The 23,456-nt window shown below is 45.8% G+C and carries 24 protein-coding genes and 1 riboswitch; of the genes, 15 read left to right on the top strand and 9 right to left on the bottom strand.

Features of this window, described 5'->3' with window-relative positions:
- Positions 1–98 precede the first annotated feature (98 nt).
- Positions 99–1,463, top strand: a complete 1,365-nt coding sequence (locus GJB59_RS15815; protein WP_142826040.1) for an FAD-binding oxidoreductase — start codon at positions 99–101, stop codon at positions 1,461–1,463.
- Positions 1,464–1,512: 49 nt separating this feature from the next.
- Here the strand turns inward: GJB59_RS15815 and GJB59_RS15810 are convergent, their stop codons facing one another.
- Complete coding sequence (locus GJB59_RS15810; RefSeq protein ID WP_142826039.1) at positions 1,513–2,163, bottom strand: LytR/AlgR family response regulator transcription factor; 651 nt, start codon at positions 2,161–2,163, stop codon at positions 1,513–1,515.
- 164 nt (positions 2,164–2,327) lie between these two features.
- On the opposite strand from GJB59_RS15810, the gene aceB reads away from it, so the two are divergent.
- Positions 2,328–3,929: a malate synthase A gene (gene aceB / locus GJB59_RS15805; protein ID WP_185959972.1), complete on the top strand. Its 1,602-nt coding sequence runs from the start codon at positions 2,328–2,330 to the stop codon at positions 3,927–3,929.
- A gap of 19 nt (positions 3,930–3,948) precedes the next feature.
- Positions 3,949–4,077, top strand: coding sequence for a YhfH family protein (locus GJB59_RS15800; RefSeq protein ID WP_203583280.1), 129 nt, complete (start codon positions 3,949–3,951; stop codon positions 4,075–4,077).
- 112 nt (positions 4,078–4,189) lie between these two features.
- Here GJB59_RS15800 and GJB59_RS15795 read toward each other — a convergent pair whose 3' ends face one another.
- Positions 4,190–4,483 (bottom strand): hypothetical protein, encoded by a 294-nt coding sequence (locus tag GJB59_RS15795; RefSeq protein ID WP_142826037.1) that lies wholly within the window; start codon positions 4,481–4,483, stop codon positions 4,190–4,192.
- A gap of 108 nt (positions 4,484–4,591) precedes the next feature.
- Between GJB59_RS15795 and GJB59_RS15790 the strand changes: the two genes are divergently transcribed.
- Positions 4,592–5,296, top strand: coding sequence for an HAD family hydrolase (locus GJB59_RS15790; RefSeq protein WP_142826036.1), 705 nt, complete (start codon positions 4,592–4,594; stop codon positions 5,294–5,296).
- A 616-nt stretch (positions 5,297–5,912) separates the two neighbouring features.
- On the opposite strand, the gene GJB59_RS15785 is transcribed toward GJB59_RS15790, so the two are convergent.
- Entirely contained in the window at positions 5,913–6,521 is a 609-nt protein-coding gene (locus tag GJB59_RS15785; RefSeq protein ID WP_142826035.1) for a pyroglutamyl-peptidase I, read from the bottom strand.
- A 170-nt stretch (positions 6,522–6,691) separates the two neighbouring features.
- Here GJB59_RS15785 and GJB59_RS15780 point away from each other — a divergent pair, with 170 nt between their 5' ends.
- The 5 genes from GJB59_RS15780 (at position 6,692) to GJB59_RS15760 (ending at position 10,265) form a co-directional block, all read left to right on the top strand.
- Complete coding sequence (locus GJB59_RS15780) at positions 6,692–7,477, top strand: ABC transporter substrate-binding protein (RefSeq protein WP_142826034.1); 786 nt, start codon at positions 6,692–6,694, stop codon at positions 7,475–7,477.
- Between the two features lie 28 nt (positions 7,478–7,505).
- Positions 7,506–8,165 (top strand): amino acid ABC transporter permease, encoded by a 660-nt coding sequence (locus GJB59_RS15775; RefSeq protein ID WP_142826033.1) that lies wholly within the window; start codon positions 7,506–7,508, stop codon positions 8,163–8,165.
- Entirely contained in the window at positions 8,158–8,880 is a 723-nt protein-coding gene (locus tag GJB59_RS15770) for an amino acid ABC transporter ATP-binding protein (RefSeq protein WP_142826032.1), read from the top strand. The genes GJB59_RS15775 and GJB59_RS15770 overlap by 8 nt, the downstream gene beginning before the upstream one ends.
- A 142-nt stretch (positions 8,881–9,022) precedes the next feature.
- Entirely contained in the window at positions 9,023–9,907 is an 885-nt protein-coding gene (locus GJB59_RS15765) for a hypothetical protein (protein ID WP_244946821.1), read from the top strand.
- A 187-nt stretch (positions 9,908–10,094) separates the two neighbouring features.
- A complete protein-coding gene (locus GJB59_RS15760; protein ID WP_185959971.1) occupies positions 10,095–10,265 on the top strand; it encodes a hypothetical protein in 171 nt (56 codons plus the stop codon).
- A 79-nt stretch (positions 10,266–10,344) separates the two neighbouring features.
- Here GJB59_RS15760 and GJB59_RS15755 read toward each other — a convergent pair whose 3' ends face one another.
- The 5 genes from GJB59_RS15755 to GJB59_RS15735 form a co-directional block, all read right to left on the bottom strand.
- Entirely contained in the window at positions 10,345–11,352 is a 1,008-nt protein-coding gene (locus tag GJB59_RS15755; RefSeq protein ID WP_142826031.1) for an LLM class flavin-dependent oxidoreductase, read from the bottom strand.
- A 779-nt stretch (positions 11,353–12,131) separates the two neighbouring features.
- Complete coding sequence (locus GJB59_RS15750; protein WP_142826030.1) at positions 12,132–12,899, bottom strand: STAS domain-containing protein; 768 nt, start codon at positions 12,897–12,899, stop codon at positions 12,132–12,134.
- Positions 12,874–13,533 (bottom strand): cobalamin B12-binding domain-containing protein, encoded by a 660-nt coding sequence (locus GJB59_RS15745; protein ID WP_142826029.1) that lies wholly within the window; start codon positions 13,531–13,533, stop codon positions 12,874–12,876. Before GJB59_RS15745 ends, GJB59_RS15750 begins: the two co-directional genes overlap by 26 nt.
- 16 nt (positions 13,534–13,549) lie before the next feature.
- Positions 13,550–13,903 carry a hypothetical protein gene (locus tag GJB59_RS15740; protein WP_142826028.1) on the bottom strand — a complete coding sequence of 118 codons (354 nt, stop codon included), beginning with the start codon at positions 13,901–13,903 and terminating at the stop codon, positions 13,550–13,552.
- Complete coding sequence (locus GJB59_RS15735) at positions 13,900–14,205, bottom strand: antibiotic biosynthesis monooxygenase family protein (RefSeq protein WP_142826027.1); 306 nt, start codon at positions 14,203–14,205, stop codon at positions 13,900–13,902. Before GJB59_RS15735 ends, GJB59_RS15740 begins: the two co-directional genes overlap by 4 nt.
- 243 nt (positions 14,206–14,448) lie before the next feature.
- A riboswitch (SAM riboswitch) is annotated at positions 14,449–14,553 on the top strand.
- Positions 14,554–14,629: 76 nt separating this feature from the next.
- Between GJB59_RS15735 and GJB59_RS15730 the strand changes: the two genes are divergently transcribed.
- From GJB59_RS15730 to GJB59_RS15705, 6 genes are all read left to right on the top strand, one after another.
- Positions 14,630–15,754 (top strand): methionine biosynthesis PLP-dependent protein, encoded by a 1,125-nt coding sequence (locus GJB59_RS15730; protein WP_142826026.1) that lies wholly within the window; start codon positions 14,630–14,632, stop codon positions 15,752–15,754.
- Positions 15,747–16,919: an aminotransferase class I/II-fold pyridoxal phosphate-dependent enzyme gene (locus GJB59_RS15725; RefSeq protein ID WP_142826025.1), complete on the top strand. Its 1,173-nt coding sequence runs from the start codon at positions 15,747–15,749 to the stop codon at positions 16,917–16,919. Before GJB59_RS15730 ends, GJB59_RS15725 begins: the two co-directional genes overlap by 8 nt.
- A gap of 36 nt (positions 16,920–16,955) precedes the next feature.
- Complete coding sequence (locus GJB59_RS15720) at positions 16,956–18,062, top strand: 5-methyltetrahydropteroyltriglutamate--homocysteine S-methyltransferase (protein WP_142826024.1); 1,107 nt, start codon at positions 16,956–16,958, stop codon at positions 18,060–18,062.
- Positions 18,063–18,451: 389 nt separating this feature from the next.
- Positions 18,452–19,519, top strand: coding sequence for a Fe(3+) ABC transporter substrate-binding protein (locus tag GJB59_RS15715; RefSeq protein WP_142826023.1), 1,068 nt, complete (start codon positions 18,452–18,454; stop codon positions 19,517–19,519).
- Positions 19,520–19,589: 70 nt separating this feature from the next.
- On the top strand, positions 19,590–21,221 hold the full coding sequence (locus GJB59_RS15710) for an ABC transporter permease (protein WP_142826022.1): 1,632 nt from the start codon (positions 19,590–19,592) through the stop codon (positions 21,219–21,221).
- Between the two features lies 1 nt (position 21,222).
- Positions 21,223–21,966, top strand: coding sequence for an ABC transporter ATP-binding protein (locus tag GJB59_RS15705; protein ID WP_142826021.1), 744 nt, complete (start codon positions 21,223–21,225; stop codon positions 21,964–21,966).
- A 213-nt stretch (positions 21,967–22,179) separates the two neighbouring features.
- Here GJB59_RS15705 and ystJ read toward each other — a convergent pair whose 3' ends face one another.
- Entirely contained in the window at positions 22,180–23,427 is a 1,248-nt protein-coding gene (gene ystJ, locus GJB59_RS15700) for an NADP-dependent malic enzyme (RefSeq protein WP_142826020.1), read from the bottom strand.
- Positions 23,428–23,456 lie beyond the last annotated feature (29 nt).

Raw genomic sequence — 23,456 nt, 5'->3', positions numbered from 1 at the left:
TTTAGTTTCTTTACCCCCATTCGAATTTATGTTAAACCTGCACAGAGATGCAGAAATTTTTCCGCACGTATATTTTTTATTTAAAGGAGCCTGTTTAGATGACAAAATACTGGATTACCCAACTACAAAACACTTTAAAAGAAGATCAATGCTCAACGAGCGTCAGCGAATTATATCGGCATAGCCATGATGAATCCGACCATGCACCCGTGGAACCGGAAATCGTCTGCTTTCCGGAGTCGACAGAAGACGTAAAAGCTATCATGCATATCGCTCGTGAAGCTTCCGTAGCCATCACGCCATTTGGTGTTGGTTCAGGTCTGGAAGGCCAGGCTATTCCTTTGAATGCCGGCATTTCAATCAACTTTGAACGCATGAACCGGATAGTGAAGTTTTCACCCGAGGATTTATTGGTTACAGTCCAGCCGGGTATAACGCGCCTGCAATTAAATCACATCATCAACCGGCACGGCCTTCAATTCCCGATTGATCCTGGCGCAGATGCATCAATCGGCGGCATGGCAGCCACCAATGCCAGTGGCACGACCGCCGTCCGCTACGGGGTCATGCGTGATCAAATTGTCGATTTGGAAGTCGTGTTGGCCGATGGCACCTTGCTGCATACCGGTACAAAAGCCAAAAAATCGTCTTCCGGCTACCATTTGACCGGATTGTTCACAGGATCAGAAGGCACGCTTGGCATCATTACAGAAATCACGTTAAAACTTCATGGAATTCCGGAGCACACCATCGCAGCCAGCTGCACATTTGAAACTCCCCACCAATGTGCAGAAGCGGCGCACACAATCCTATTGAGCGGTATTCCAGTCCAGCGAATGGAATTTGTGGATGCCTACAGCATCGCGAAAGTCAACGTCTACGGAAATTATGGACTGCCCGAGAAGCATTCGCTGTTCTTTGAGTTTGCGGGCATGAAAGGCGCAGCTGAAGAAGAAGCTGCCATGGCACAGGAGCTGTTGACTGATATGGATTGTGAAAACTGGCGCGTTGCGGCTGATTCAGAAGAACGTTCATTGATTTGGAAAGCCCGCCACGAAATGGCCTATGCTTACCGGCATCAGGCCGGAATGACAATTACTGGCGGCGACGTTTGCGTCCCCATCTCAAAACTGCCCGAATTGATTGATTACGCGCGTCAGCTAATTGCTGAAAGTGGACTAGAAGGCGGCGTTTTGGGACATATCGGCGACGGCAATTTCCACACCTCGATCGCCTATAATGCCAAAGATCCTGCCCAGCAGCTGGCCGCTGAAGAAATCAATGAAAAACTTGCCTACCGTGCCATCGCATTGGAAGGCACTTGTACAGGCGAACATGGCGTTGGCCTCGGCAAGATGAAATATCAGGATGCTGAACATGGTGCGGCTGTTGCAGTCATGAAAAACATGAAACGGATGCTCGATCCCAATAACCTGCTCAACCCAGGGAAGATTTTTTCATAAGAAACCAGCTGGAATCATTCCAGCTGGTTTTTTCGTATTATGAATGCAGTCAAAACCCAAGCCGCTCCCGGACACTAGCTGCATAATTTTGGCTGACCGGCAAAATCGAGCCGTCTCGTAGCGTCAATTGGTAATTCGAGGCGATGTCACGGGAAATTTCTTCTATATAATTGATATTGACGATATAGGAACGATGAATAGGCAGGAAGCTGTCCGGCAATTGATGCTTCAGGTTTTTCAAGGTATGGATGGAGCAATAGGTTTCATTGTCCGTGTAGAACCAGGTTTTCTTCTGGCTGCTTTCGATATGGGAAACTCTATCAACCGGAACCGGCCGCCATGTTTCATCAAGCTTACCAGTCAAAAATCGGATCGGCTGTTTTTTGCGGACAAGGTAATCCGGCGGAAGGATGATCACTAATACCCCTCCTTTATCGCCAAGCCTCATGGGATAGCCAATACCGTAATATGCTGTTCCCAGAATCGACTCTTCGACAAACATTTCAATCCGGTGCCCTTCCTTTTTGGCGCGTGCAGCAATGCTGCCGTGAAGCACCGGCTGGCCTTCCTGAATCTGCAGATCATGGACACCCGCTTTATAGTAGATATAACGGTCCTCTACAGCAATTGCAATTGATGCCTCTTTCGGAATCCAGTCTCCGATGATAAACCCCATTTGCTCCAGCACATTGTTTTCCATACCCCAATTCCCCTTCCAGATGTATTTATCACCAAATAATCGCTCCTATCGCTGAATAATCCTTTCCATCCTCTTTGCAAGACAGTCGGCCTTTTCTGTTATATATTAATATACAACAAATATAACTGTATTAATACAGTTATAAAAAATTTTTTTAGAAAGGAATGATTCGTTTGTTAACGAAATCTACTGTAACCATAAAAGGTGAAGAAATACCGGGAATGGAATCCATTCTTACTCCCGAGGCGCTGGACTTTATTGAAAAGCTGCATACGACTTTCGATAAACGGCGTGTCAAGCTTCTTGAAAAACGCCAAGTGCGGCAAAAAGAAATCGATGCCGGAAAAAAGCTCGATTTCCTGCCTGAAACCAAACATATCCGAAACAACGATTGGACCATCGCCCCTCTCCCGGAAGATATGAAAGACCGCCGAGTCGAGATCACGGGACCTACCAATCGAAAAATGCTGATCAATGCATTAAATTCCGGTGCCAAAATGTTCATGGCAGACCTGGAAGATGCGACCGCACCCAATTGGTTTAACGTCATCGACGGACAAATCAATTTACGCGACGCAGTTCGGCGCCAAATTGATTTTGAAGCGCCAGAAACCGGGAAGAAATACGCGTTGAATGAAAAAACTGCCGTACTGATGGTGCGTCCTCGCGGATGGCACTTGATGGAAAAGAATATCCACATTAACGGTCAGCCGATTTCCGGCAGCCTTGTCGATTTCGGACTATACTTTTTTCACAACGCACAAGAATTGATTGACCGCGGCACCGGCCCTTATTTCTATCTTCCCAAGATGGAAAGCCATTTAGAGGCCCGCCTGTGGAACGACGTTTTCGTCTTTGCGCAGGATGAACTGGAGATTCCACGAGGTACGATTCGTGCAACTGTATTGATCGAGACCATTCTGGCAGCATTTGAAATGGATGAAATCCTTTACGAATTGCGTGATCATTCTGCCGGACTGAACTGTGGGCGCTGGGATTATATCTTCAGTATCATTAAGCGGATGCGCAATCTGCCGGAGTATATTTTCCCGGATCGTTCACAAGTGACAATGACCGTCCCGTTCATGCGGGCATATACCCAGCTGTGCATCAAGACCTGCCATCGGCGCAATGCACCGGCTCTTGGCGGCATGGCTGCCCAGATTCCAGTCAAAGGAAACGACGAAGCAAATACTGCGGCATTCCAAAAAGTTGCGGAAGACAAACGCCGCGAAGCGATAGACGGCCACGATGGCACATGGGTGGCGCACCCTGGCATGGTCGCGATAGCAATGGAGCAGTTTGATGAACATATGCCGGCGCCCAATCAAATTGATAAAAAACGTGAGGATGTCCAAGTGAGCGCTGAACAGTTGATTAGTGTGCCAACGGGTACGATTACGGAAGAAGGCCTCCGCTCCAATATTTCAGTCGGCATCCAGTATATTGCTTCCTGGCTGTCTGGCAATGGTGCCGCTCCAATCAATAACCTGATGGAAGACGCGGCTACTGCTGAAATTTCCCGCTCTCAAGTATGGCAATGGATCCGCCATCCGAAGGGCATTCTGGAAGATGGCCGGAACATTGATGTTTCTTTGTTCCATGAAGTCCTCGCAGAAGAAACCGCCAAAATCCAACAGGCGGTCGGCGAAGCAAACTATTCGTCTGGTAATTATGAGAAAGCCTGCGAGTTGTTTACAAACCTTACCTTGCAAAGTGATTTTGCCGAATTTTTGACGCTGCCTGGATATGAAATACTAAACTAAGCGAATGGAGAGGATCATGATGAAACACACACAGGCTTATGAAACTCGTTCAAAAAAGGAATGCCGGGAATGCGGATGCGAAATTAAGGAACAGCGCGAATCGATCATCTATGAATGCGAACGCTGCATTGGGAATAAAGAAGAATAATATTGAGTAGAGGGCGATCCGGTAGCGGGTCGTCCTCTTTTTTGGGAGAAGGTTTAAATAAATTATATCTATTCATATCAAAACCGCCCAAACAGGATCCGGGCGGCTGCTTTTATTGCTGATCAGATGATTCAAATCGGTAGCGGGTATCTTCTTCGAGTTTATTGAAAACTTCTATATAGCGTGCACCTCCCTGTTCCGTTTCAGTAGGTGCTTCATCTCCATCAAGGATTTCGGCAAGCGGACGTGCATCGGGCTCAATGATCACCGAATCAAAATCTTCCATCAACCCTTGAAGCTCGCTATAGTTTTTAATATCTTTGTCTTTTTTTACTTCCTGATACAATCGGTCCGACTCTTGCTGTGTCAATTCGACATATCCCACTGTAATGCGCTGCTTTTCCATTGTAAAACCTCCTGGGGCTTAATAAGTCATTTCTGTTTCTATACCCTTCAGTAGAAATTACATAAACCTGCAGCTGCCACTCGCTGGAAGCGGACTCCAATTTCCGTTATGATGGTTGCAGCAGAAAAAATTGAGAAACCGGAGTTGATCGCCTTGCGCGTAGCCATATTTGATTTTGATGGAACCCTCTATTCGAAAGAAACTTTCCAGCTGATGATGGATCATTTAAAGAACCATCCTGAACACAGCAGGCGCTACCGCCAGTTTTACCGGGCCATCATGCCGCCGTATATCGGCCATAAGCTGAAAATCTATCCGGAACGGAAAATGCGCGAACGCTCTGTCCAGGCATACTTATCTGCGCTCGAAACCTTTTCGCAGAAAGAGCTCGAGCAGTATTTCGGTGAAATTGCCGACCGGATGCACGGCGACATGAATCCGAGAGTCGTTGAACGGCTAAAAAATCATGTTGCCAATAACGATTACGTCATGCTCGTATCCGGAGCTTTCACTCCGCTTCTTCACGCAGTCACAAAGCAGTTGCCGATTAAAACCATCATCGGGACCGAAATTCTTTATAAAAATGAAATCCTGGATCACCGGACACCCATTTCACATATCCAGGGACCCTTGAAAACAATAAAAATCAAAGAAGCACTCCAAGGGCAAGACATCGACTGGGCCAACAGCTATGCGTATGGCGACAGCCACTCTGATTTGCCTGTGCTTGAACTCGTGGGGAATCCGGTGGCAGTTCAACCAGAACCCCGACTGCGGACCGTCGCGACTGAGCGCAATTGGGAAATTATTTAGAAGATTAGTTAATGGGTCGGATTCAAGTGGATATAAATAGAAAAGCGAATCGCAGCTGCGATTCGCTTGAGCTTGTAGACAAAAGAATAGTAATGAAATTTAAAGAATGAATCCTCATTTTAGCTTGTTTATACGGGATCCTGCGCTCCAGGCGGACGCTTTCCGCGGGCTTGCGCCGAACTAACTCGGACTTGGGTCCGAGTGGATTTCGGCACTTCGCTATCCCGCAGGAAAGACATTGGTCGAAGCTAGCGAGACCAAGTCTTTGCGACGAAGCTAGCGCAGCGATGCAGGAGCACATGTTGGCCCTTCGCCGCCTTGCGCTCCGGACCCTGGAGTGAGGTGATGATCAGGCTTGTCGAAATCAGTGTTATGGAGAAACTGACGAACAGGCTTCTCCCTTTGATTAAAGCCGCATGCTCCCAACCGGGCTGGCCACGAAGACTCCTGTGGCACAGCGAAAGCTGAAGACCCCGCAGGAACGCAAGTAGCGAGGAGGCTGAAGCTGAGCCCACGGAAAGCGAAGTGGCCTGACCGGTTGGGATGATACACTATTAATCATTTCGGTTAGATTTTGTCTACAGTCTGAAGCGAAGCCATTGAGGCTTCGCTTTTTTCATGTTTCGTCCAATGCCTCGATGCAAACTCGGATGCCCTTTAAGAGTTCATTATGAGACCAGCTTGGGATCCGCCCATGCTGAATCGCCAATTCGTGCGACGCTGGAATATGGATAAATCCTGATGGCATATCCGGCTTATGTGTTTTCGCATAATGCAATCCTTCGTACATAACGTTATTGCATAGATATGCACCTGCCGTATTGGAAATAGTTGCAGGCAATCCATTTGCAAGCAGGCTATCAACCATTTTCCGGACAGGAAGTGTCGACAAGTATGCCGGTTCCCCTTCTTCCCGGATCGGTTCATCCACAGGTTTGTTGCCTTCATTGTCCACCGCACCATCTTTAAAATTGATGGCAATCCGTTCCGGGGTAATCTTATAACGCCCTGCTGCAAGGCCAAGCGAAATCACGGCATCCGGATTTTCTTCATCAATAAATTTGAGCAATGCGGCTCCGGAAGAATTGAAATCCACTTGCATGATCTTCCCTGCAATCTGATAACCGCCAACTTTGGTCCCATCCAATGCTTCCACAATTTTCATGGTAGGATTGACCGTGAAATCCAAAAACGGCTCGAATCCCGTCAATAATAGTTTTTTCAATTCTATCGCCTCCTACCCGTTATTATACGCATTTCTTCCCAGTTTCATACAAACTAAAATTCTGAAAACATAAACTTTTTATTTGGTCAGAAAAAAACTTCCCAAAATTTTTTCGTTGTGTTAAAATTCATTTTAATGAATAAACATACAAATAACAGGGGGAAACAATCATGATTAAGAAAAAACCATTTATCGCTTTGTTCGCGTCTTCTGCTTTATTGCTTGGTGCTTGTGGAAGTGACAGCTCGAGCGAGGGCGAATCAGGTTCTTCAGAGGAAAAAGAAGTACTGGAAATGGGCACATCAGCAGAGTTTGCACCTTTTGAATCGCGCAATCCCGAAGGTGAAATTGTCGGTTTTGACATTGACCTTGCCAATCACATCGCAGACGAGCTTGGCTATGAACTTGAAATCACGGATATGAAGTTTGATGGCTTGATCGGGGCTTTGCAAAATGATCGTGTGGATATGGTCATTGCGGGCATGTCCGCAACCGACTCACGTAAAGAAAATGTTGATTTTTCTACAGAATACAATCACTCCGGCGAAATGTTCGTTACACCTAAAGGTTCTGAACTTACCAGCCTTGATTCACTGGAAGGAAAAGTTGTCGGCGTTCAGCTTGGTACCATCCAGGAAGAAGGTGCAAAAAGCATCATTGCGGATGAGGGCATTAATTTCGAATTGAAAGCTTTGGACGATTCCGGCGCATTGATTCAGGAAATCCTATCAGGTCGCATCGACGCTGCCTACATGGACAAACAAGTCGCACTTGGCTACATTGAAGCGCAGGACCTTGGGGCATTTGATGACCCGACAACGGCTTCACCAGGTATGGCTGTCGCTTTTCCTAAAGGCAGCGATCTTGTAGAAGATGTCAACGGTGTATTGGCTGCGATGGAAGAAAGCGGCGAATTGGACGAACTGAAAGAAAAATGGCTGACTGACGAAGAGTAAACTTTCCTTTAGAAAAGAGTTGTAAGTTATGAACCTGGATTTCTCACAAATAGTTCCCTATATCCCTTTCATGCTGGAAGGGATATGGGTCACCTTAAAATTCGTATTCTTCGCCATCATTCTTGGATCGATTCTTGGAACTTTGCTGGCCTTATTCAAAATCGGCAGCATCAAACCATTAAGATGGTTCGCTGATGCCTATACATCAATATTCCGTGGAACACCGCTGATTTTGCAACTGATGATCATCTACTATTCGATTCCCCAGTTGACCGGCTATGACATTTCACCATTTCTGTCGGCCATCCTGGCTTTCGGACTGAATTCATCGGCTTATATCTCGGAAATTATCCGTGCCGGCATCCAGGCCGTCGATAAAGGACAAATGGAAGCAGCACAAGCTCTCGGTGTACCTTACCGCGCCATGATGAAAGACATTATTTTGCCCCAGGCCTTGAAAAACATCCTGCCGGCTTTAATGAATGAGTTTATTACGTTAACAAAAGAATCCGCCATCGTCTCGACCATCGGCTATCTCGATCTCATGAGACGGGCTCAAGTGGTTGGCGCCGACTTGTTCCGTAACTTCGAACCGCTGTTATTCGTCGGCCTCATCTACTGGTGTCTCGTAATGGGCTTGACGATGATCGGCAGAGTTTTCGAACGGAGGCTGAAGCAAAGTGATTAACGTCCAAAACCTGTATAAAAAGTTTGGCACCAACGAAGTGCTGAGCGACATTTCCACATCCGTGACAAAAGGTGAAGTGGTATCGATCATCGGCCCTTCCGGTTCCGGCAAGTCGACGTTCCTGCGCTGCCTGAACTTGCTGGAAGTTCCGACTTCCGGGACAATTGAAATCAACGGCAAGAACTTGACGGCATCTAAAAAAACGATCCATAAAATCCGCCAGCAAATCGGCATGGTGTTTCAGCATTTTCATTTATTCCCGCATCTGACGGTACTCGAAAATCTGACATATGCACCAATGAAAGCGAAAGGCATCAAAAAAGCCGAAGCGGAAATGAAAGCCCGCCTCCTGCTGGAACGCGTCGGCTTGTCCGAAAAAGAAAAAGCATATCCAAACAGCTTGTCAGGCGGCCAGAAGCAGCGTGTCGCGATTGCGCGTGCCTTGGCCATGGAACCTGAGCTGATGCTCTTTGATGAACCGACTTCAGCGTTGGATCCGGAAATGGTCAAAGAAGTGTTGGACGTCATGAAAGACTTGGCGAAATCCGGCATGACAATGGTCGTTGTGACGCACGAAATGGGCTTTGCCCGTGAAGTTGCAGACCGCGTGCTGTTCCTGGACCATGGTGTCCTGGTCGAGGAAGGCCAGCCGATTGAATTTTTCAGCCATCCAAAAACCGAACGTGCCAAAGATTTCTTGGATAAAGTATTGTAGCAGGCGTCTCTGGGATGCCTGTTTTTTTGATGCTTTCACTTTTTATGTTTGTTCATTTGATGCTCAAATATGGACAGGCTCCTCACCCTCTGGCCATGTTATAATCAGTTTTGGCAAACATGCAGAAAATAGAGGTGAAAATGTGTTTAGAAAAATCGTTATTTTAGTGGGAGTCGTATTTTTCATGTCGCTGATCGTCTTTACAGCCGTCATGTTTTTAAAAAATGAAGTTGAACTTTATTCGGAAAACAATGTTTCTCTAACGATTGATAAACCGACCTTCATTGCACTTAGCGAACCCGAAGTCAGTGAGAGCGGAACGGATCTTAAGCAGGTATACAATATGACTTTCCTTGGATTGGATGTCGGTACGTATACACTGATTGACCGTTCGCTGCAAAACGGCACATCTCTCATTTTTGAAGAAATCAACAACACTGGGTGGATTCCTTATACATTTTCATTGAACGTCAATGGCTTGGAAGATGCTGAATTTAAATCCTGGAATCCCGAGCCGACAGTCAGGCTCGATGAAGCACTTTATGGTCCAGATCCCACCACCAATCCTTATGGGGTGTTCACAAAAAACAATAGCGAAATTCTTGTAGGCAACGTCTATGTATCCCGCAGCCTGCAGCTCGGCAATGGCGAATGGGTACGGGAACTGCGCCATGAGATTGCCGAATTCACAACCGAAGAAGGCACACTGTCTAAAAATCTATGGCTGCCACCTAAACACTCAAGCCAGACATGGCTGATGGCTTCCCAAGAGCCATTATTCGGAACCCAAGAAGCGGAAGATGAATGGATTTCTTTTTCACTTGAAAACCGTTTGTCCCAATTAAACTGGCTGACACCAGCAGGTCCGTACGTCAAACTCGAATTGACAGATGACCTGCGAACAGAACTTGCATACGGTTATATCGAAAAACGCACGGCAGACTTAACTTCCATGGAATGGAATGAAAGTTCGCCTTCCTTATTTTTCGAATCCATGATTTTGAACTCAGAAACTAATCAGCAATAAGAGCACAAAAAACGATAGAGCCTTTGCTCTATCGTTTTTTATACAAGAGTTTCCTTTAAAATAATCTATGAGATTCTAAGTTGCCTCCCTTTCAATTTGGCAGAATAGTCTGTATACTGTAAGTGAGAAAGGACTCCGCCTTTATTGCCATACGGCTGCTGACTATAGTACAAGGAGGTTGGTCATAATGGAACGCAAAGTACTCGATCCACGAGAAGCTGAACTTCGTTTAGACGACGACTTCAATGCGGTTCTGAATATGATTGGCGAAGGCGCACCTGATTATGCAGCCTATGAAGAAGACGAGATTCCAAAGCAACGGCAGCGTGAAGAAGAAAAGGCGAAAGACCTTCACTGACGCCGAATAGTCGCCTCTCTGTAATGGAGAGGTGATTTTTTATGGCATAAAAAACCCCGTTCAGAGAACGGGGTTTTGTTCAGTCCATCATTTCAGCTACGTAGTCATACGACCGCAAGCGATCTTCCTGGTGGAAGATCGGTGAATTGACGATGACTTCGTTGGCTCTCGTTTTTTGGATAAAGTTTTTCAGCTTTTGTTTGACGACGTCCGGTGTACCGACGATCATCGATTCAGAATCCAGCTTGTCACGGAAAATCGCAATTTCACGATCTGTCCAAACCTCTTCCAAGTTGTCAATCGGCGCTTGGAATGTCGTCGGTTCCCCTCGCATCAACGAGAACATCTGCTGCTGCGAAGAAGTCGCGAGCCATTCAGCACGTTCCTGTGTCTCTGCAACAATAATATTGACCCCGAGCATTGCGTAAGGCGATGCCAAAACTGCAGAAGGCTTGAAATTCTGGTGGTACAGTTGCAGCGCCTGCATCATATAATCGGGTGCAAAATGGCTGGCGAATGAAAATGGAAGCCCTTTAAGCGCCGCAAGCTGTGCACTGAATCCGCTTGACCCGAGCAGCCAAAGTGGAATCTTCAAATTGGTTCCGGGATAAGCACGAACACGTCCCACCGGATTTTCCGAAAAGTAATTTTCCAGTTCTGCCACCTGTTGCGGAAAATCATCTCCGCTGCTCTGCAAAGTCCGGCGCAAAGCATAAGCGGTTGCCTGATCACTGCCCGGTGCACGGCCTAGCCCTAAATCGATGCGACCTGGGTAAATTGTTTCCAATGTCCCGAACTGCTCAGCAATGACAAGCGGTGCATGGTTTGGCAACATAATACCACCGGAGCCCACACGAATAGACTCCGTAGCGCCTGCTATATGACCAATAAGAACCGATGTTGCTGAGCTGCCGATGCCGGGCATATTGTGATGCTCAGCCAGCCAGTAGCGATTAAATCCTAATTTTTCAACATGCTGCGCCAACTCTACACTATTCTTAAATGCCTGTGCCGTTTCTGCACCTTCATTGATTGGTGCCAAATCAAGCACACCCAACGGTATATTTTCGAATTTCTTAATTTCCATAGCCATTTCCACTCCTATCCATTCCATTGTAGCGATGTTTCCTAAAAACGTCCTATTTCCTGCTCATGATAGAAAAGTGAAAGTGCCTGTTCAGCTCTGACAGGTGTAAGACGATCTGGCGAAGCGGCGTGTTTCAGCCGCACAGCCAGAGTGGCTTACATCCCGAAGAGCTAGGCACTTGCAACTGGACATCGGAGTGGCTTATGCCCCTAGGACCTGGGCGCTGGAGTCTGGACAATTAGAAAAGCGGAAGCAGCCGTTTAGCCCCGACAAGCGCTGGAAGCCTTACCGGTAATGGCGGGCTGTGCCATTGCGGGTAAGGCTGAAGCGACTCGAGGGGCTGGCTGCTGGAGTCTGGACAACACGAAAAGCGCAAGCGCCCGTGTAGCTCTGACGGGCATAAGACAGACCAGCAGAGTGGCATGTTTTCAGCCGCACAGCTGGGTTGGCTTATGACCCGAAGAGCTGGGCGCTGGAGTCTGGACAATAACGATAGGCGCAAGCGCCCGTGTAGGTCCGACGGACATAAGACGCTCTGGCGAAGCGGCGTGTTTCAGCCGCACAGCCAGAGTGGCTTATGACCCTAGGACCTGGGCGCTGGAGTCTGGACAATTAGAAAAGCGCAAGCAGCCGTTTAGCCACGACAAGCGCTGGAGGCCTTACCGGTAATGGCGGCCTTTGCCATTGCTGGTAAGGGTGAAGCGACTCGAGTGGCTGGCTGCTGGAGTCTGGACAACATGAAAAAACCCGAAGCGATGCGCTTCGGGTTTCAATCATATTTATAAAAGAAGCTTCCGTGAAGCCAGGACTGTTTGCAAAGAAGAGACAAAATGCAAATCGTGGCCATTTTTTAAATGATGAAGCTGCAGTGCATGCTGAGGTTTGATTCCTGTGACAATGCCATGGATGCCCATCACCTTGAAGGTCTGCATCAGAGATTCCAAGTAGTCAACGCCACCCTGCTCAAGCTGTTCCATTGCCGTAAGATCCATGATGACTGTTTCAGCACCTGTTTCGTAAATCCGGTTAAGGATATGGAAACGGATCACTTCAATTTTGCGGGGATCTAAATCGCCGAACAGCGGAATCAATACATGTTTTTTACCGAGGTCAATGCAAGGGGCTGATAATTGCCGTACTTGCTGCAGCAGTTCTTCGGTCCGTTCCTTTTCAAGAAGCAGATCATAGTTAGTTTCCTGAAGACGTGTGCGGAGACTGAGCAACTGGCTGGTTATTTCAAGAAGGCGATTGCCTTTTGGCACCAGCACAATGTTCAGGCAAAAATCACTTTCCCATTTGCTGTAAACGTCTCCCAGGAACAATTCCTTGGATACTGAGATGAAATTCAATTCCAGCGGTTCAGATGGCCGGTCGCTCGAAAGAAATTCACGTGCCTTTTCCTTGCTTCCTTCATCAAGAATTTCCAAAAAAGACGAGCAGTCGCCAACCAACTTCTTCGCTTCTTCGGAGTATTCAACGATTGCCAGTTTGCTGTTCAACTTAAAGGCTGGCAGCGGCCATTCATCCAAATGAGATGCTGAAGTCATTGTCAGGTTCCTTTCCACTTTGGATCCAATTCTTTAGCTGGTCCAAATCTTTTACGATGATAATGCCTTCGGTATCGGAAACTGGCAAATTAGCCATGGAGACAGCTCGTCCTCCTAAAACAACAGTCGGTTTAAAATCAAGTGCGATAAATGCCTCCGCATATTTCTTGAGGACAGGCAAACGGTAAGCAAGCGCTGCTGATAAAGCAATAACGTCCGGCTTCCAGCGGTCTGCAGAATCGATGGCGGCATCGAGCGGCAAATTCGGTCCTAAATATTGAACTTCCCAACCATTTTCTTTTAGCAAAGATGCCACCATCTTCAATCCGATATAATGATCTTCTCCTTCAGGACCAAGAACCATTGCTTTCTTTTTTTGAAGACTTTGCACCGGTCGCCGCACTTCCGTAACCGATACCACAAAATCACAAATGGCAGTGGCCAAGTGCTCATCTGCCACTGTAATAATATTCTTTTCCCATAATTCCCCGATCCAATACATCGCAGGAGTCAGCACCAATTGGTAAAGCTCATCCTTCGTATGCTTTTCCAAGTATGTCTGAACTAAATGCAAAGCCTGATCTTCATTGCCTGCCAAAAATAAATCGGCCAGTTCTTGTGATTTACTATTCATATAACCCTCCCTAACCTTATGAAGGGCTTAACACCGCAATTGCACTTGTTAAACAACGCAGCATAAAGGCTTCTTCATCTTTACCTATATTCCCCGGAAGAACCTTTTGTAAGCGTTCAAAATTATCAATAATCAATGCTGTTTCGACGTTGCGGCTAGTCAAGACTGTTTCCAGCCAGATAGCGTAGTCGACGAATACCTTTTCATCGTTTAGGGAATACGCAGTCTCCAAATGATCCAAGTGGTGGTGATTGTCTTTTTCGGTATGTTCAAAGCCGCGCTCTCCAAAGCGCTCCCAAAGAGACGGGTACGCAGCGTATATGCTTTTGGCTGTTTCAGAGGCGATTTTATTTTTGATTTCCAGCTTCATTCTGCCACCACTTCATACTGTCTGACGGTTGGTATAATTTTAGCCAATTCCTGGTCCGGGTAGTTTTTTTCAAGGTCGTGAATTTCCTTGAACTCCTGGCTTTTCACCCAAGCCATATACGCAGCTTTTGTGTGCCATTCCATATGAACCGTCAGTTCGTTTTTCTTCTTGGTATTTTGGATAAGCCTGAATAGATGGAAGCCATCCGCCAGATCTACACGGCGTGAACGATTTTGATAGATCCCGATAACTTCTCCGGTTTTTTCAGGCGGAACAACCACCGTCGAGGTGACAATATACATTCGTTTTCCCCTTTGCATACAAATTTCATTCAATCATTATACCATTTTGATAACCGAATTAAAAGAATCCCCGTGCTTAGCATAGAGTCGGCCCAGGCGGCTATTAACAGGAATTCAATTCTTCAACTTGTATATTTATTATCTTTTTATTTCAACTATTTGGTTTTCATCCTTGCATTCCCACTTCAAATGATTTAAGATTAGAAACATCGAAACAGAACGACTTATAACTTAATAAGATATTTCTTATCTAGAGAGACGGAGGGATTTGGCCCTGTGAAGTCTCAGCAACCAGTCTGACGAAGACTACGGTGCTAATTCCAATAGGCTTTGCCTACCAGATGAGAAGAATGCGTTTCCAGACAGGGGCTTTCTTCTTTTGAAGAAGAGCCCCTGTTTTTTTATTGTTGAGAGGATGAGTGGAATGACAAAACACAGCTTGGAAACTTTATTGGTTCAAATAGGCAATCGCAGCGACGCTGCAACAGGAGCGGTGAACCCGCCCATTTACTTATCAACGGCTTTTGAACATCAAGGGCTTGGCCAATCAACCGGCTATGATTATACACGAACAAAAAATCCGACACGTTCAGTCCTTGAAGAAGGATTTGCGGAACTCGAAGGCGCAGATGCCGGATTTGCCTGCAGTTCTGGGATGGCAGCCATCCAACTGGTTTTGTCTCTTTTCCGTCCCGGCGATGAAATATTAGTGCCAGAGGATATTTATGGAGGAACCTACCGTTTGCTGGATCATTTCGCAGCTGCTTACAATATCCATCCTAAATATGCTGAATTTAAAGATGTATCCGATACCGAAGAAAAAATTACGATAAATACCCGGGCGCTCTTTATTGAAACGCCGACTAATCCGCTCATGCAGGAAATCGATCTTGTTGCTTATGCCGCATTAGCGAAAAAGCATAATCTGCTATTGATTGTTGACAATACATTCCTTACGCCTTTTTTCCAGCAGCCTATCGAACTGGGAGCAGATATTGTCATCCACAGTGCTACAAAATATATCGGCGGACACAATGATGTCCTTGCCGGCCTGGTTGCTGCAAAAGGAGAAAGCATCTGTGAGAAGCTATCAATGTTCCATAACGCAGTTGGTGCAGTCCTGTCACCTTTCGATTCTTGGCTATTGATCCGCGGATTAAAGACGCTTCCGTTGCGCATGCGGCAGCATGAAGCAAATGCAAAAGAAATTGCAGCATTTCTTGCCCAGCAATCGGTCATTTCCGATGTGCTGTATCCAGGAAAAGGCGGCATGCTGTCATTCCGATTGCAGGAAGAAGAATGGATTGGGCCTTTCCTGGAAAATATCAAACTGATCACCTTTGCGGAAAGCTTAGGGGGCGTTGAAAGCTTTATCACTTACCCAGCTACCCAAACCCATGCAGATATTCCTTTTGAAGAACGCACCAAACGCGGCGTCTGCAACCGATTATTGCGTTTCTCGGTTGGCGTCGAACTGGCTGAAGACTTGATTGCTGATCTGACACAGGCATTTTCGAAATTGAAGAAGGAGGTTGTTGAATATGACTGATCGTATTGAAACCAAGTTTATTCACTCTACAGGTGTTGATCCATTAACAGGGGCTGTAAACGTACCGATCTATTTATCTTCTACATTCCATCAGAAAAGCCTCGATTCGTTCGGGCCGTTTGACTATAGCCGTTCCGGAAATCCGACGCGTCTGGCATTGGAAGAAACTATTGCAAACCTTGAAGGCGGCAAACGCGGTTTCGCCTTTTCTTCAGGGATGGCGGCCATTTCTTCCGCATTCATGCTGCTGTCGTCCGGCGATCATGTACTTGTGTCAGAGGATGTCTACGGCGGAACTTACCGTTTCATCACGGAAGTTCTGGATAAGTTCAACATTGAATATACATTCGTTAATATGACCGACTTGAATGCAATGGCCAATGCGATCCAGCCGAACACGAAAGTGGTCTACCTGGAAACACCTTCGAATCCGACGATGAATATCACAGATATTGAAATCGCCGCAAAACTGGCAAAAGCCAATGACTGTTTAACATTTGTCGATAATACTTTCATGACGCCGCTTTATCAAAATCCATTGGCACTTGGTGCGGATATTGTCCTTCACAGTGCGACGAAATTCCTGTCAGGACACAGTGATGTTGTTGCGGGGCTTGCAGTGACAAAAGACGAGGAACTTGGAAATCGCCTTGGGTTTATTCAAAATACGTTTGGATCGGTGTTGGGCGCACAGGATTCTTACTTGCTGATTCAAGGCATTAAGACTTTGGGAGCCCGTCTGGGACAGTCGTCCGAATCTGCCCGTACAATTGCAGAGTATCTGCATAACCACCCATTAATCGAAGAAGTCTACTACCCAGGATTTTCATTCCATCCCGGCAACCCGATTCACGAGCGCCAGGCAAAAAGTGCAGGTGCAGTCCTGTCTTTCCGCTTAGCTGATAAAAAATCAGCCCGTGTTTTCGTGGAACATCTTCGAATTCCGGTATTTGCGGTCAGCTTAGGTGCAGTCGAGTCGATTTTGTCGTACCCGGCCACGATGTCACATGGTTCTATGCCTGTCGAAGAACGTGAAAAACGCGGAATCACAGATGGCTTGCTGCGCTACTCTGTAGGCCTTGAACACCCGGACGACTTGGTGCAGGATCTTAGCCAGGCATTGGCTCAGGTCGCTCGCCGCAATGGATTGAGCATTGCCAACTGAACAAAAAATCCATAGAGAGAAAGAGGGAAGAATGACATGACAACGACGAAAACGATCACTGCCCCATTTAAAGCAGACCACGTAGGAAGCCTGTTGCGTCCGGCTTCCTTACATAAAGCTAGAACAGCATTCAAAGCAGGCGAAATTTCAGCAGAAAATTTGCGGAACATTGAGACGAAGGAAATCAAACACATCGTCGAAAAACAAATTGAAGTCGGCTTAAAGGCTGTCACCGACGGCGAGTTCAGGCGATCCTGGTGGCATTTGGATTTCATGGAACATATCAACGGCTTTGAAGGCTATGTGCCGGAATCGGGCTATCAGTTTGCCGGAGAGGAAACGGAGCGCTATGATGTGCGGAATATCGGCAAAATCTCTTTTGATGACAGCCATCCGTTTATTCAGGACTTTCTAGAATTTAAAGAGATTGTTGGCGGGAGAGCCGTCCCGAAATTAACAATTCCAAGCCCGAACCAATTTTTCAATGCTGGAATCCGCGACACTGCAATTTATCCGGATATTGAAGAATATGCGCAAGCCATTATCCAGGTTTACCGCGATGCGCTGCAGGCTTTCTACAACGCAGGTGTCCGTTACCTGCAGATTGATGACGTCTATATCGCAGGCCTTTCTTCACCGGACATTCCCTTCAATGAAGGCGCGCACTCAAGAGACTATTTGATTGATTTGGCATCGCGTGTAGCCAATGGCGTACTGGAAGGAAAACCGGATGATTTAACAGTGACCACCCATCTGTGCCGCGGCAATTACAAATCAAAATGGGCTTTTGAAGGCAGCTATGCTTTAATCGCCCCTACCCTGTTTGCAAAAGAAAAAGTCGACGGATTTTTCCTGGAGTATGATGATGACCGCTCAGGCTCCTTCAAACCACTTCAGCACATCCCTGCCGGTGGCGCAAAAGTAGTGCTCGGTGTCTTCACATCAAAACATGGGGAACTGGAAGACAAAGAGTTGATCAAGAAACGCGTTGCAGAAGCCGCTGAATTTGTACCGCTTGAGCAATTGTGCATCAGCCCGCAATGCGGCTTTGCTTCAACACACCATGGCAATGAATTGACGGAACAGCAGCAATGGAACAAATTAAAATACATTGTTGAAGTCTCTGAAGAGATTTTTGGATAAGGAATTATGAAAAATCCTTTTTGCCAAAATTGGCAAAAAGGATTTTTCTTTCTTTTTCCCCATATGCTATGCATTTATGGGCGTTTATCACATCACCATAAAAACATTCAATAAGCAATACCGGATGAGTTTCTTCTATAGTTAGCGTAAAACTTAATATAGCCACAGATAAAGTAAAATCGCATTAAACAGCTTAGCTCCCTGCTTTCCTTAAAAGGATAAAAAACTAGATACTTTTAACTACCCCCTTCTTTGAACCTACACTAAAATATAGTTTTTTTAATATACTTCACCAAATCCGATTGACATTATCAATTAGCCCCTTATAATTGAAAATGAGAATGATTTTCAATTGAATCATTAATAACACATCAAAGGGAGAGACATTCATGAACAAACTTATTTACCTCGTTTTGACTTTTTTACTTCTTGTTTTAACAGCATGCGGAAGCAACGATACATCTGCCCCCGCCACAGAGGGAGCTTCTGAAGAAGCCGAGGAAAGCACAGAAGTTAACTTATATACTGCAAGACATTATGATGTAGATGATGAATTATACAAAAAATTTGAAGAAGAAACAGGCATTAAAGTCAACCTTATTAAAGGTGAAGCTGATGAGCTGCTTGAACGCATCAAACGTGAAGGCGATGGTACTGAGGCGGACTTGTTCCTTACTGCTGATGCCGGCCGCCTGTTCCGTGCAAAAGACGATGGCTTGCTGCAGGCTGTATCGAGTGACCTGCTGAACGAACAAATCCCGGAAAATTTCCGTGACACTGACCAGATGTGGTACGGTTTAACAAAACGTGCACGCGTCCTTGTTTACAACAAAGAAACAGTAAAACCTGAAGAATTATCAACATATGAAGCGTTAACAGAAGATGAGTGGAATGGCCGCGTATTAATTCGTGGTTCAGAAAACGTTTATAATCAGTCATTACTTGCTTCATTCATCGAGTTGAATGGTGAAGAACAGGCAAAAGAGTGGGCTTCGGGATTAGTTAACAATTTTGCACGTGATCCTGAAGGCGGAGACCGTGACCAGGCCAAGGCCATTGCAGCAGGAATTGGCGATGTCGCGATTATGAATAGTTATTATTTTGGACAAATGCTGAACTCTGAAGATCCGGCAGAAGTGGAAGTTGCAGAAAGCCTTGGCCTATTTTTCCCGAACCAGGAAACAGATGGAACTCACGTTAACGTCAGCGGTGCAGGTGTCGTCAAATCATCCCAAAATAAAGAAAATGCGATAAAACTGCTGGAATTCCTATCTGCTCCTGAAGCTCAAGGAACGTTTGCGGAAGCGAATTATGAATATCCGGTAAATGAAGAAGTAGAACCGTCTGAGTTGTTGAAATCATGGGGCGAGTTTAAAGAGCAGGACATCTCACTTTCAGCTCTTGGAGAAAATAATGCCAAGTCCATTTTGATTTTTAACGAAGTCGGCTGGAAATAATAAATATGCTGGACCCTTGCTGTATTTTTACAGCAAGGGGTTTCTTGTTATTGGAAAGGTGGACAAAGCCATGCAAAGAAGATTGGCAAATGTAAATATATGGACGGTTACAGGTATTGCCATAATCGCTGCGTTGTTTTTGCCGAATATTACAATTGTGATGGGCCTGTTTACTCCCTCGAATGAAAACTGGGAGCACATGAAAGAATTCGTCCTGTGGTCATTTATTAAAAACTCATTGATCCTCGTTGTCGTTACTGCTGGAGCAACGATATTCATTGGTTTGAGTTTGGCTTGGCTGATTGCCCAGTACCAGTTCCCGTTCCGGCGTTTTTTGAAATGGGCACTGATTCTTCCCCTTTCTATACCACCTTTTATCGGAGCTTATACGTATCATGGAATTTTCAACTTTACCGGAGTGATTCAGACAACCCTCCGTGACCGTTTCGGCATGGATCTGAATCCCGCTTACTTCGATATAATGAACTTGCCTGGTGCAATTTTTATTTATACAGTTTTTCTTTATCCATATGTCTACACCATTACACAAGTTTTCCTGTCGCAGCAATCCGCTTCATTGATAGAAAGTACGCGGTTGCTTGGCAAAGGGCCGTGGCGCACGTTTTTTCAGGTGGTTGTGCCAATTTCCCGTATATCCATCATTGCTGGTGCCAGCCTGGTAATCCTGGAAGTATTGAATGATTATGGAGTTGTGAAATACTACGGCATCCAAACGTTTACAACAGGCATTTTTCAAACCTGGTTCGGTCTGGGAGATATCGAAACATCCATTAAATTGGCAGCTTCTTTAATGGGCTTTGTGATTGTCATTCTGCTGGTCGAAAAAGTTTTGCGGGGCAGACGCCAATACAGCTATTCTTCCACTAAGGTTCGTCCGTTGCCCTTGATCAAATTAACCGGTTGGAAAGCAATTGCGGCCGCTAGTTATTGTTTAAGCATACTGTCATTGGGATTTTTCATACCGATTGCCCAATTGATCGAATGGACGATTTTGACGTTTGGAACCATTCCATTGGATGAATTTATGTCCTATATGAGAAATTCGATCGTTGTGGCAGGGCTAAGTGCGACAGCCATAATCGTATTCGCATTGATTGTCGGCAATTTTGCGCGCCTGGTACAAGGGAGATTCGCTAAGTTGCTGCCGAAACTGACAGTTCTTGGCTATTCTATTCCAGGTGCTGTTATAGCGGTGGCGGTCGTAACCGCCTTTGTCGCATTGGATGAATTCTTAGCGCCGTTGTATCAGTTGGCTGGGATGAATACGACGCTGGTTCTTAGCGTCAGCATCATCCTGCTCATCACTGCTTACATCATCCGATTTTTCGCTATAGGTTACAACTCTATTGAGACCGGCTATGATAAGATCGGCACTGATTTTCAGGATGCGTCCCGCCTCCTTGGAGCCGGGCTGACTAGAACCTTTTTCAAAGTAGACATGCCCATGATGAAAGGTGCCATCATCAGTGGATTCATTCTTGTTTTTATTGATGTGCTGAAAGAAATTCCGTTGACTTTGATTTTGAGGCCATTTAATTTTGATACACTTTCTACAAAAGCCTTTCAATACGCAAGTGACGAAAAAATTATGGAAGCTTCACAAGCTTCCTTATTGATTGTAGGCATCAGTGCCCTGGCCATTGTGATCTTTTATAAGTTTCTCGAGAAGGAGATGGACTGACATGTTTGTGTCAATTGAAAATCTTAGTTTTTCTTATTCGAATACTAAAGCAACCGCACTCGATAATTTTTCTCTGCAGATCAAAAAAGGCGAAGTTATTTCAATTCTTGGACGGAGCGGCAGCGGCAAAAGCACCGTTTTGCGCCTATTAGCCGGACTTGAAAAACCTTCTGTTGGAAAGGTTTCCATCCAAGATGAAATCCTTGTTGATGACCGGACTTTTGTACAGCCTGAAAAGCGCGGCATCGGTATGGTCTTTCAAGACTACGCGCTGTTCCCGCATTTAACTGTTGCCGATAATATTTTATTTGGACTTTTCCGGATGAAACGGTCCGCCAAACAAACTCGTCTTCAAGAAGTTTTGGAACTTGTAGAATTGCAGGGTTATGAAAAACGCTATCCTCATCAATTGAGCGGCGGACAGCAGCAGCGTGTCGCGATTGCAAGAGCGCTCGCTCCCAATCCCCACCTCCTGCTGCTTGACGAACCATTCAGCAACCTGGATGCGGAACTGCAGGAAAAAATACGCAAAGAGTTGCGAGATATTTTAAAAAGAGCAAACATTACTTCCATCTTTGTAACACACGATGAAAAAGATGCTCACATCTTAGCAGATCGGATTGTCAAAATTAAGAACGGACAGACCGACTTTATCGGGCGCCCGTGTGACTTGATTGATGTTTATCGCCAAGAAAAACAAAGCTTGCCGGCAGCCTCAGAAGAAAAAGAATTAATATATACCTAAAAATAGCCAACACCCGCTCTTAAACAAGCGATGTGTTGGCTATTTTTTTTTTGCCTCTTGCACTTTTCCTAGCTATAACGTATTTGTGGTCGCTCAACCAGATTTGCAGTCGCTCAGCTGAATTTTCAGTCGTTCAATGAAATGTATAATCGTTCAGCCAAATTCCCACAAAAAAACCCATCCGCCACAAGAAAAGCGAATAGGTTTCTTCTATTATAATGTGCGCTTTTCTCCAGCTGCTGACAAGCTTGCTGTTTTTTGCTCAAGATCATCCGTTTCGATTGTTTTGCGCGCGACCCCGGTCTCAATTGCCGCTTTAGCCACCGCTGCTGCAACCGCTGAAGCGACGCGCAAGTCAAACGGTTTTGGTATGACGTACTCTTCATGCAGTTCATCAGTCTCCAACAAGCCAGCAATTGCTTCAACAGCAGCGATCTTCATCGCATCGTTGATGTCTGTCGCCAATACATCCAATGCACCTCTAAAGAGTCCTGGGAAAGCCAATACATTATTGACTTGATTCGGAAAATCAGAACGGCCTGTTCCGACCACCCTTGCCCCAGCCTGTTTCGCCAAATGGGGCAGGATTTCGGGATTCGGATTGGCCATTGCAAAGATGATGGCGTCGCTGTTCATGGTTCGAACCATTTCTTCAGTCAATGCACCTTCTGCTGAAACGCCGATAAAGACGTCTGCACCCACGATGACATCAGCCAATAGACCTTCTTTACGTTCATAATTGCTCATTTCAGCCACTTCTTCTTTATATGGATTCATGCCGTTTTGGCGTCCTTTGAAAATGGCCCCTTTTGTATCACACATGATTAGATGGCCAAAGCCGAATTTGCTTAGCAGCTTGACGATAGCAATCCCTGCAGCACCAGCACCATTCACCACAACTTTCGTTTCCTGTACGTCCTTGCCAACCAATTTCAGCGCATTGATCAAGCCCGCCAAGGTGACAATGGCCGTACCATGCTGATCATCATGAAACACTGGGATTCCCATTTCCTTTTTCAAACGCTCTTCCACTACGAAACAAGTAGGGGCTGAAATATCTTCAAGATTAACGCCTCCAAAACCGGGTTCAAGCAATTTCACCGTTTGAATGATCGTCTCTGCATCTGTTGTATCCAAACAAATTGGAAATGCGTCAACTCCTGCAAATTCCTTAAACAATATGGCCTTTCCTTCCATGACCGGCAATGCAGCCAGTGGACCAATATTGCCTAGCCCCAAGACAGCGGTACCATCCGTCACTACGGCAACCATATTGCTTTTCATTGTATAGTCATGAACTTTTGCTGGATCTGCAGCGATCTCCCTGCATGGCTCAGCAACTCCTGGAGAATAAGCGAGGCTCAAGTCCCTTTCGTTTTCAACTGCTACTTTCGACCGAATCTCCAATTTCCCTTGATGCGTTCTATGCAACTGCAACGAATCGTTTTTCAGCTTAGACATTTGCCTCATCTCCCTTTGTATATAATTGT

It is taken from the genome of Planococcus soli (assembly GCF_016881065.1).
Lineage (GTDB): Bacteria > Bacillota > Bacilli > Bacillales_A > Planococcaceae > Planococcus > Planococcus soli.
This window is presented reverse-complemented; position numbering and strand designations above follow the sequence as displayed.

Coding starts and splice junctions, on each gene's coding strand:
- GJB59_RS15775 (WP_142826033.1), top strand. CDS start 7,506: ATGAACCTGGATTTCTCACAAATAGTTCCCTATATCCCTTTCATGCTG.
- GJB59_RS15800 (WP_203583280.1), top strand. CDS start 3,949: ATGAAACACACACAGGCTTATGAAACTCGTTCAAAAAAGGAATGCCGG.
- GJB59_RS15715 (WP_142826023.1), top strand. CDS start 18,452: ATGAACAAACTTATTTACCTCGTTTTGACTTTTTTACTTCTTGTTTTA.
- GJB59_RS15710 (WP_142826022.1), top strand. CDS start 19,590: ATGCAAAGAAGATTGGCAAATGTAAATATATGGACGGTTACAGGTATT.
- GJB59_RS15730 (WP_142826026.1), top strand. CDS start 14,630: ATGACAAAACACAGCTTGGAAACTTTATTGGTTCAAATAGGCAATCGC.
- GJB59_RS15755 (WP_142826031.1), bottom strand. CDS start 11,352: ATGGAAATTAAGAAATTCGAAAATATACCGTTGGGTGTGCTTGATTTG.
- GJB59_RS15760 (WP_185959971.1), top strand. CDS start 10,095: ATGGAACGCAAAGTACTCGATCCACGAGAAGCTGAACTTCGTTTAGAC.
- GJB59_RS15810 (WP_142826039.1), bottom strand. CDS start 2,163: ATGGAAAACAATGTGCTGGAGCAAATGGGGTTTATCATCGGAGACTGG.
- GJB59_RS15780 (WP_142826034.1), top strand. CDS start 6,692: ATGATTAAGAAAAAACCATTTATCGCTTTGTTCGCGTCTTCTGCTTTA.
- GJB59_RS15750 (WP_142826030.1), bottom strand. CDS start 12,899: ATGACTTCAGCATCTCATTTGGATGAATGGCCGCTGCCAGCCTTTAAG.
- ystJ (WP_142826020.1), bottom strand. CDS start 23,427: ATGTCTAAGCTGAAAAACGATTCGTTGCAGTTGCATAGAACGCATCAA.
- GJB59_RS15735 (WP_142826027.1), bottom strand. CDS start 14,205: ATGTATATTGTCACCTCGACGGTGGTTGTTCCGCCTGAAAAAACCGGA.
- GJB59_RS15725 (WP_142826025.1), top strand. CDS start 15,747: ATGACTGATCGTATTGAAACCAAGTTTATTCACTCTACAGGTGTTGAT.
- GJB59_RS15745 (WP_142826029.1), bottom strand. CDS start 13,533: ATGAATAGTAAATCACAAGAACTGGCCGATTTATTTTTGGCAGGCAAT.
- GJB59_RS15790 (WP_142826036.1), top strand. CDS start 4,592: ATGATGGTTGCAGCAGAAAAAATTGAGAAACCGGAGTTGATCGCCTTG.
- GJB59_RS15795 (WP_142826037.1), bottom strand. CDS start 4,483: ATGGAAAAGCAGCGCATTACAGTGGGATATGTCGAATTGACACAGCAA.
- aceB (WP_185959972.1), top strand. CDS start 2,328: ATGATTCGTTTGTTAACGAAATCTACTGTAACCATAAAAGGTGAAGAA.
- GJB59_RS15720 (WP_142826024.1), top strand. CDS start 16,956: ATGACAACGACGAAAACGATCACTGCCCCATTTAAAGCAGACCACGTA.
- GJB59_RS15705 (WP_142826021.1), top strand. CDS start 21,223: ATGTTTGTGTCAATTGAAAATCTTAGTTTTTCTTATTCGAATACTAAA.
- GJB59_RS15815 (WP_142826040.1), top strand. CDS start 99: ATGACAAAATACTGGATTACCCAACTACAAAACACTTTAAAAGAAGAT.
- GJB59_RS15740 (WP_142826028.1), bottom strand. CDS start 13,903: ATGAAGCTGGAAATCAAAAATAAAATCGCCTCTGAAACAGCCAAAAGC.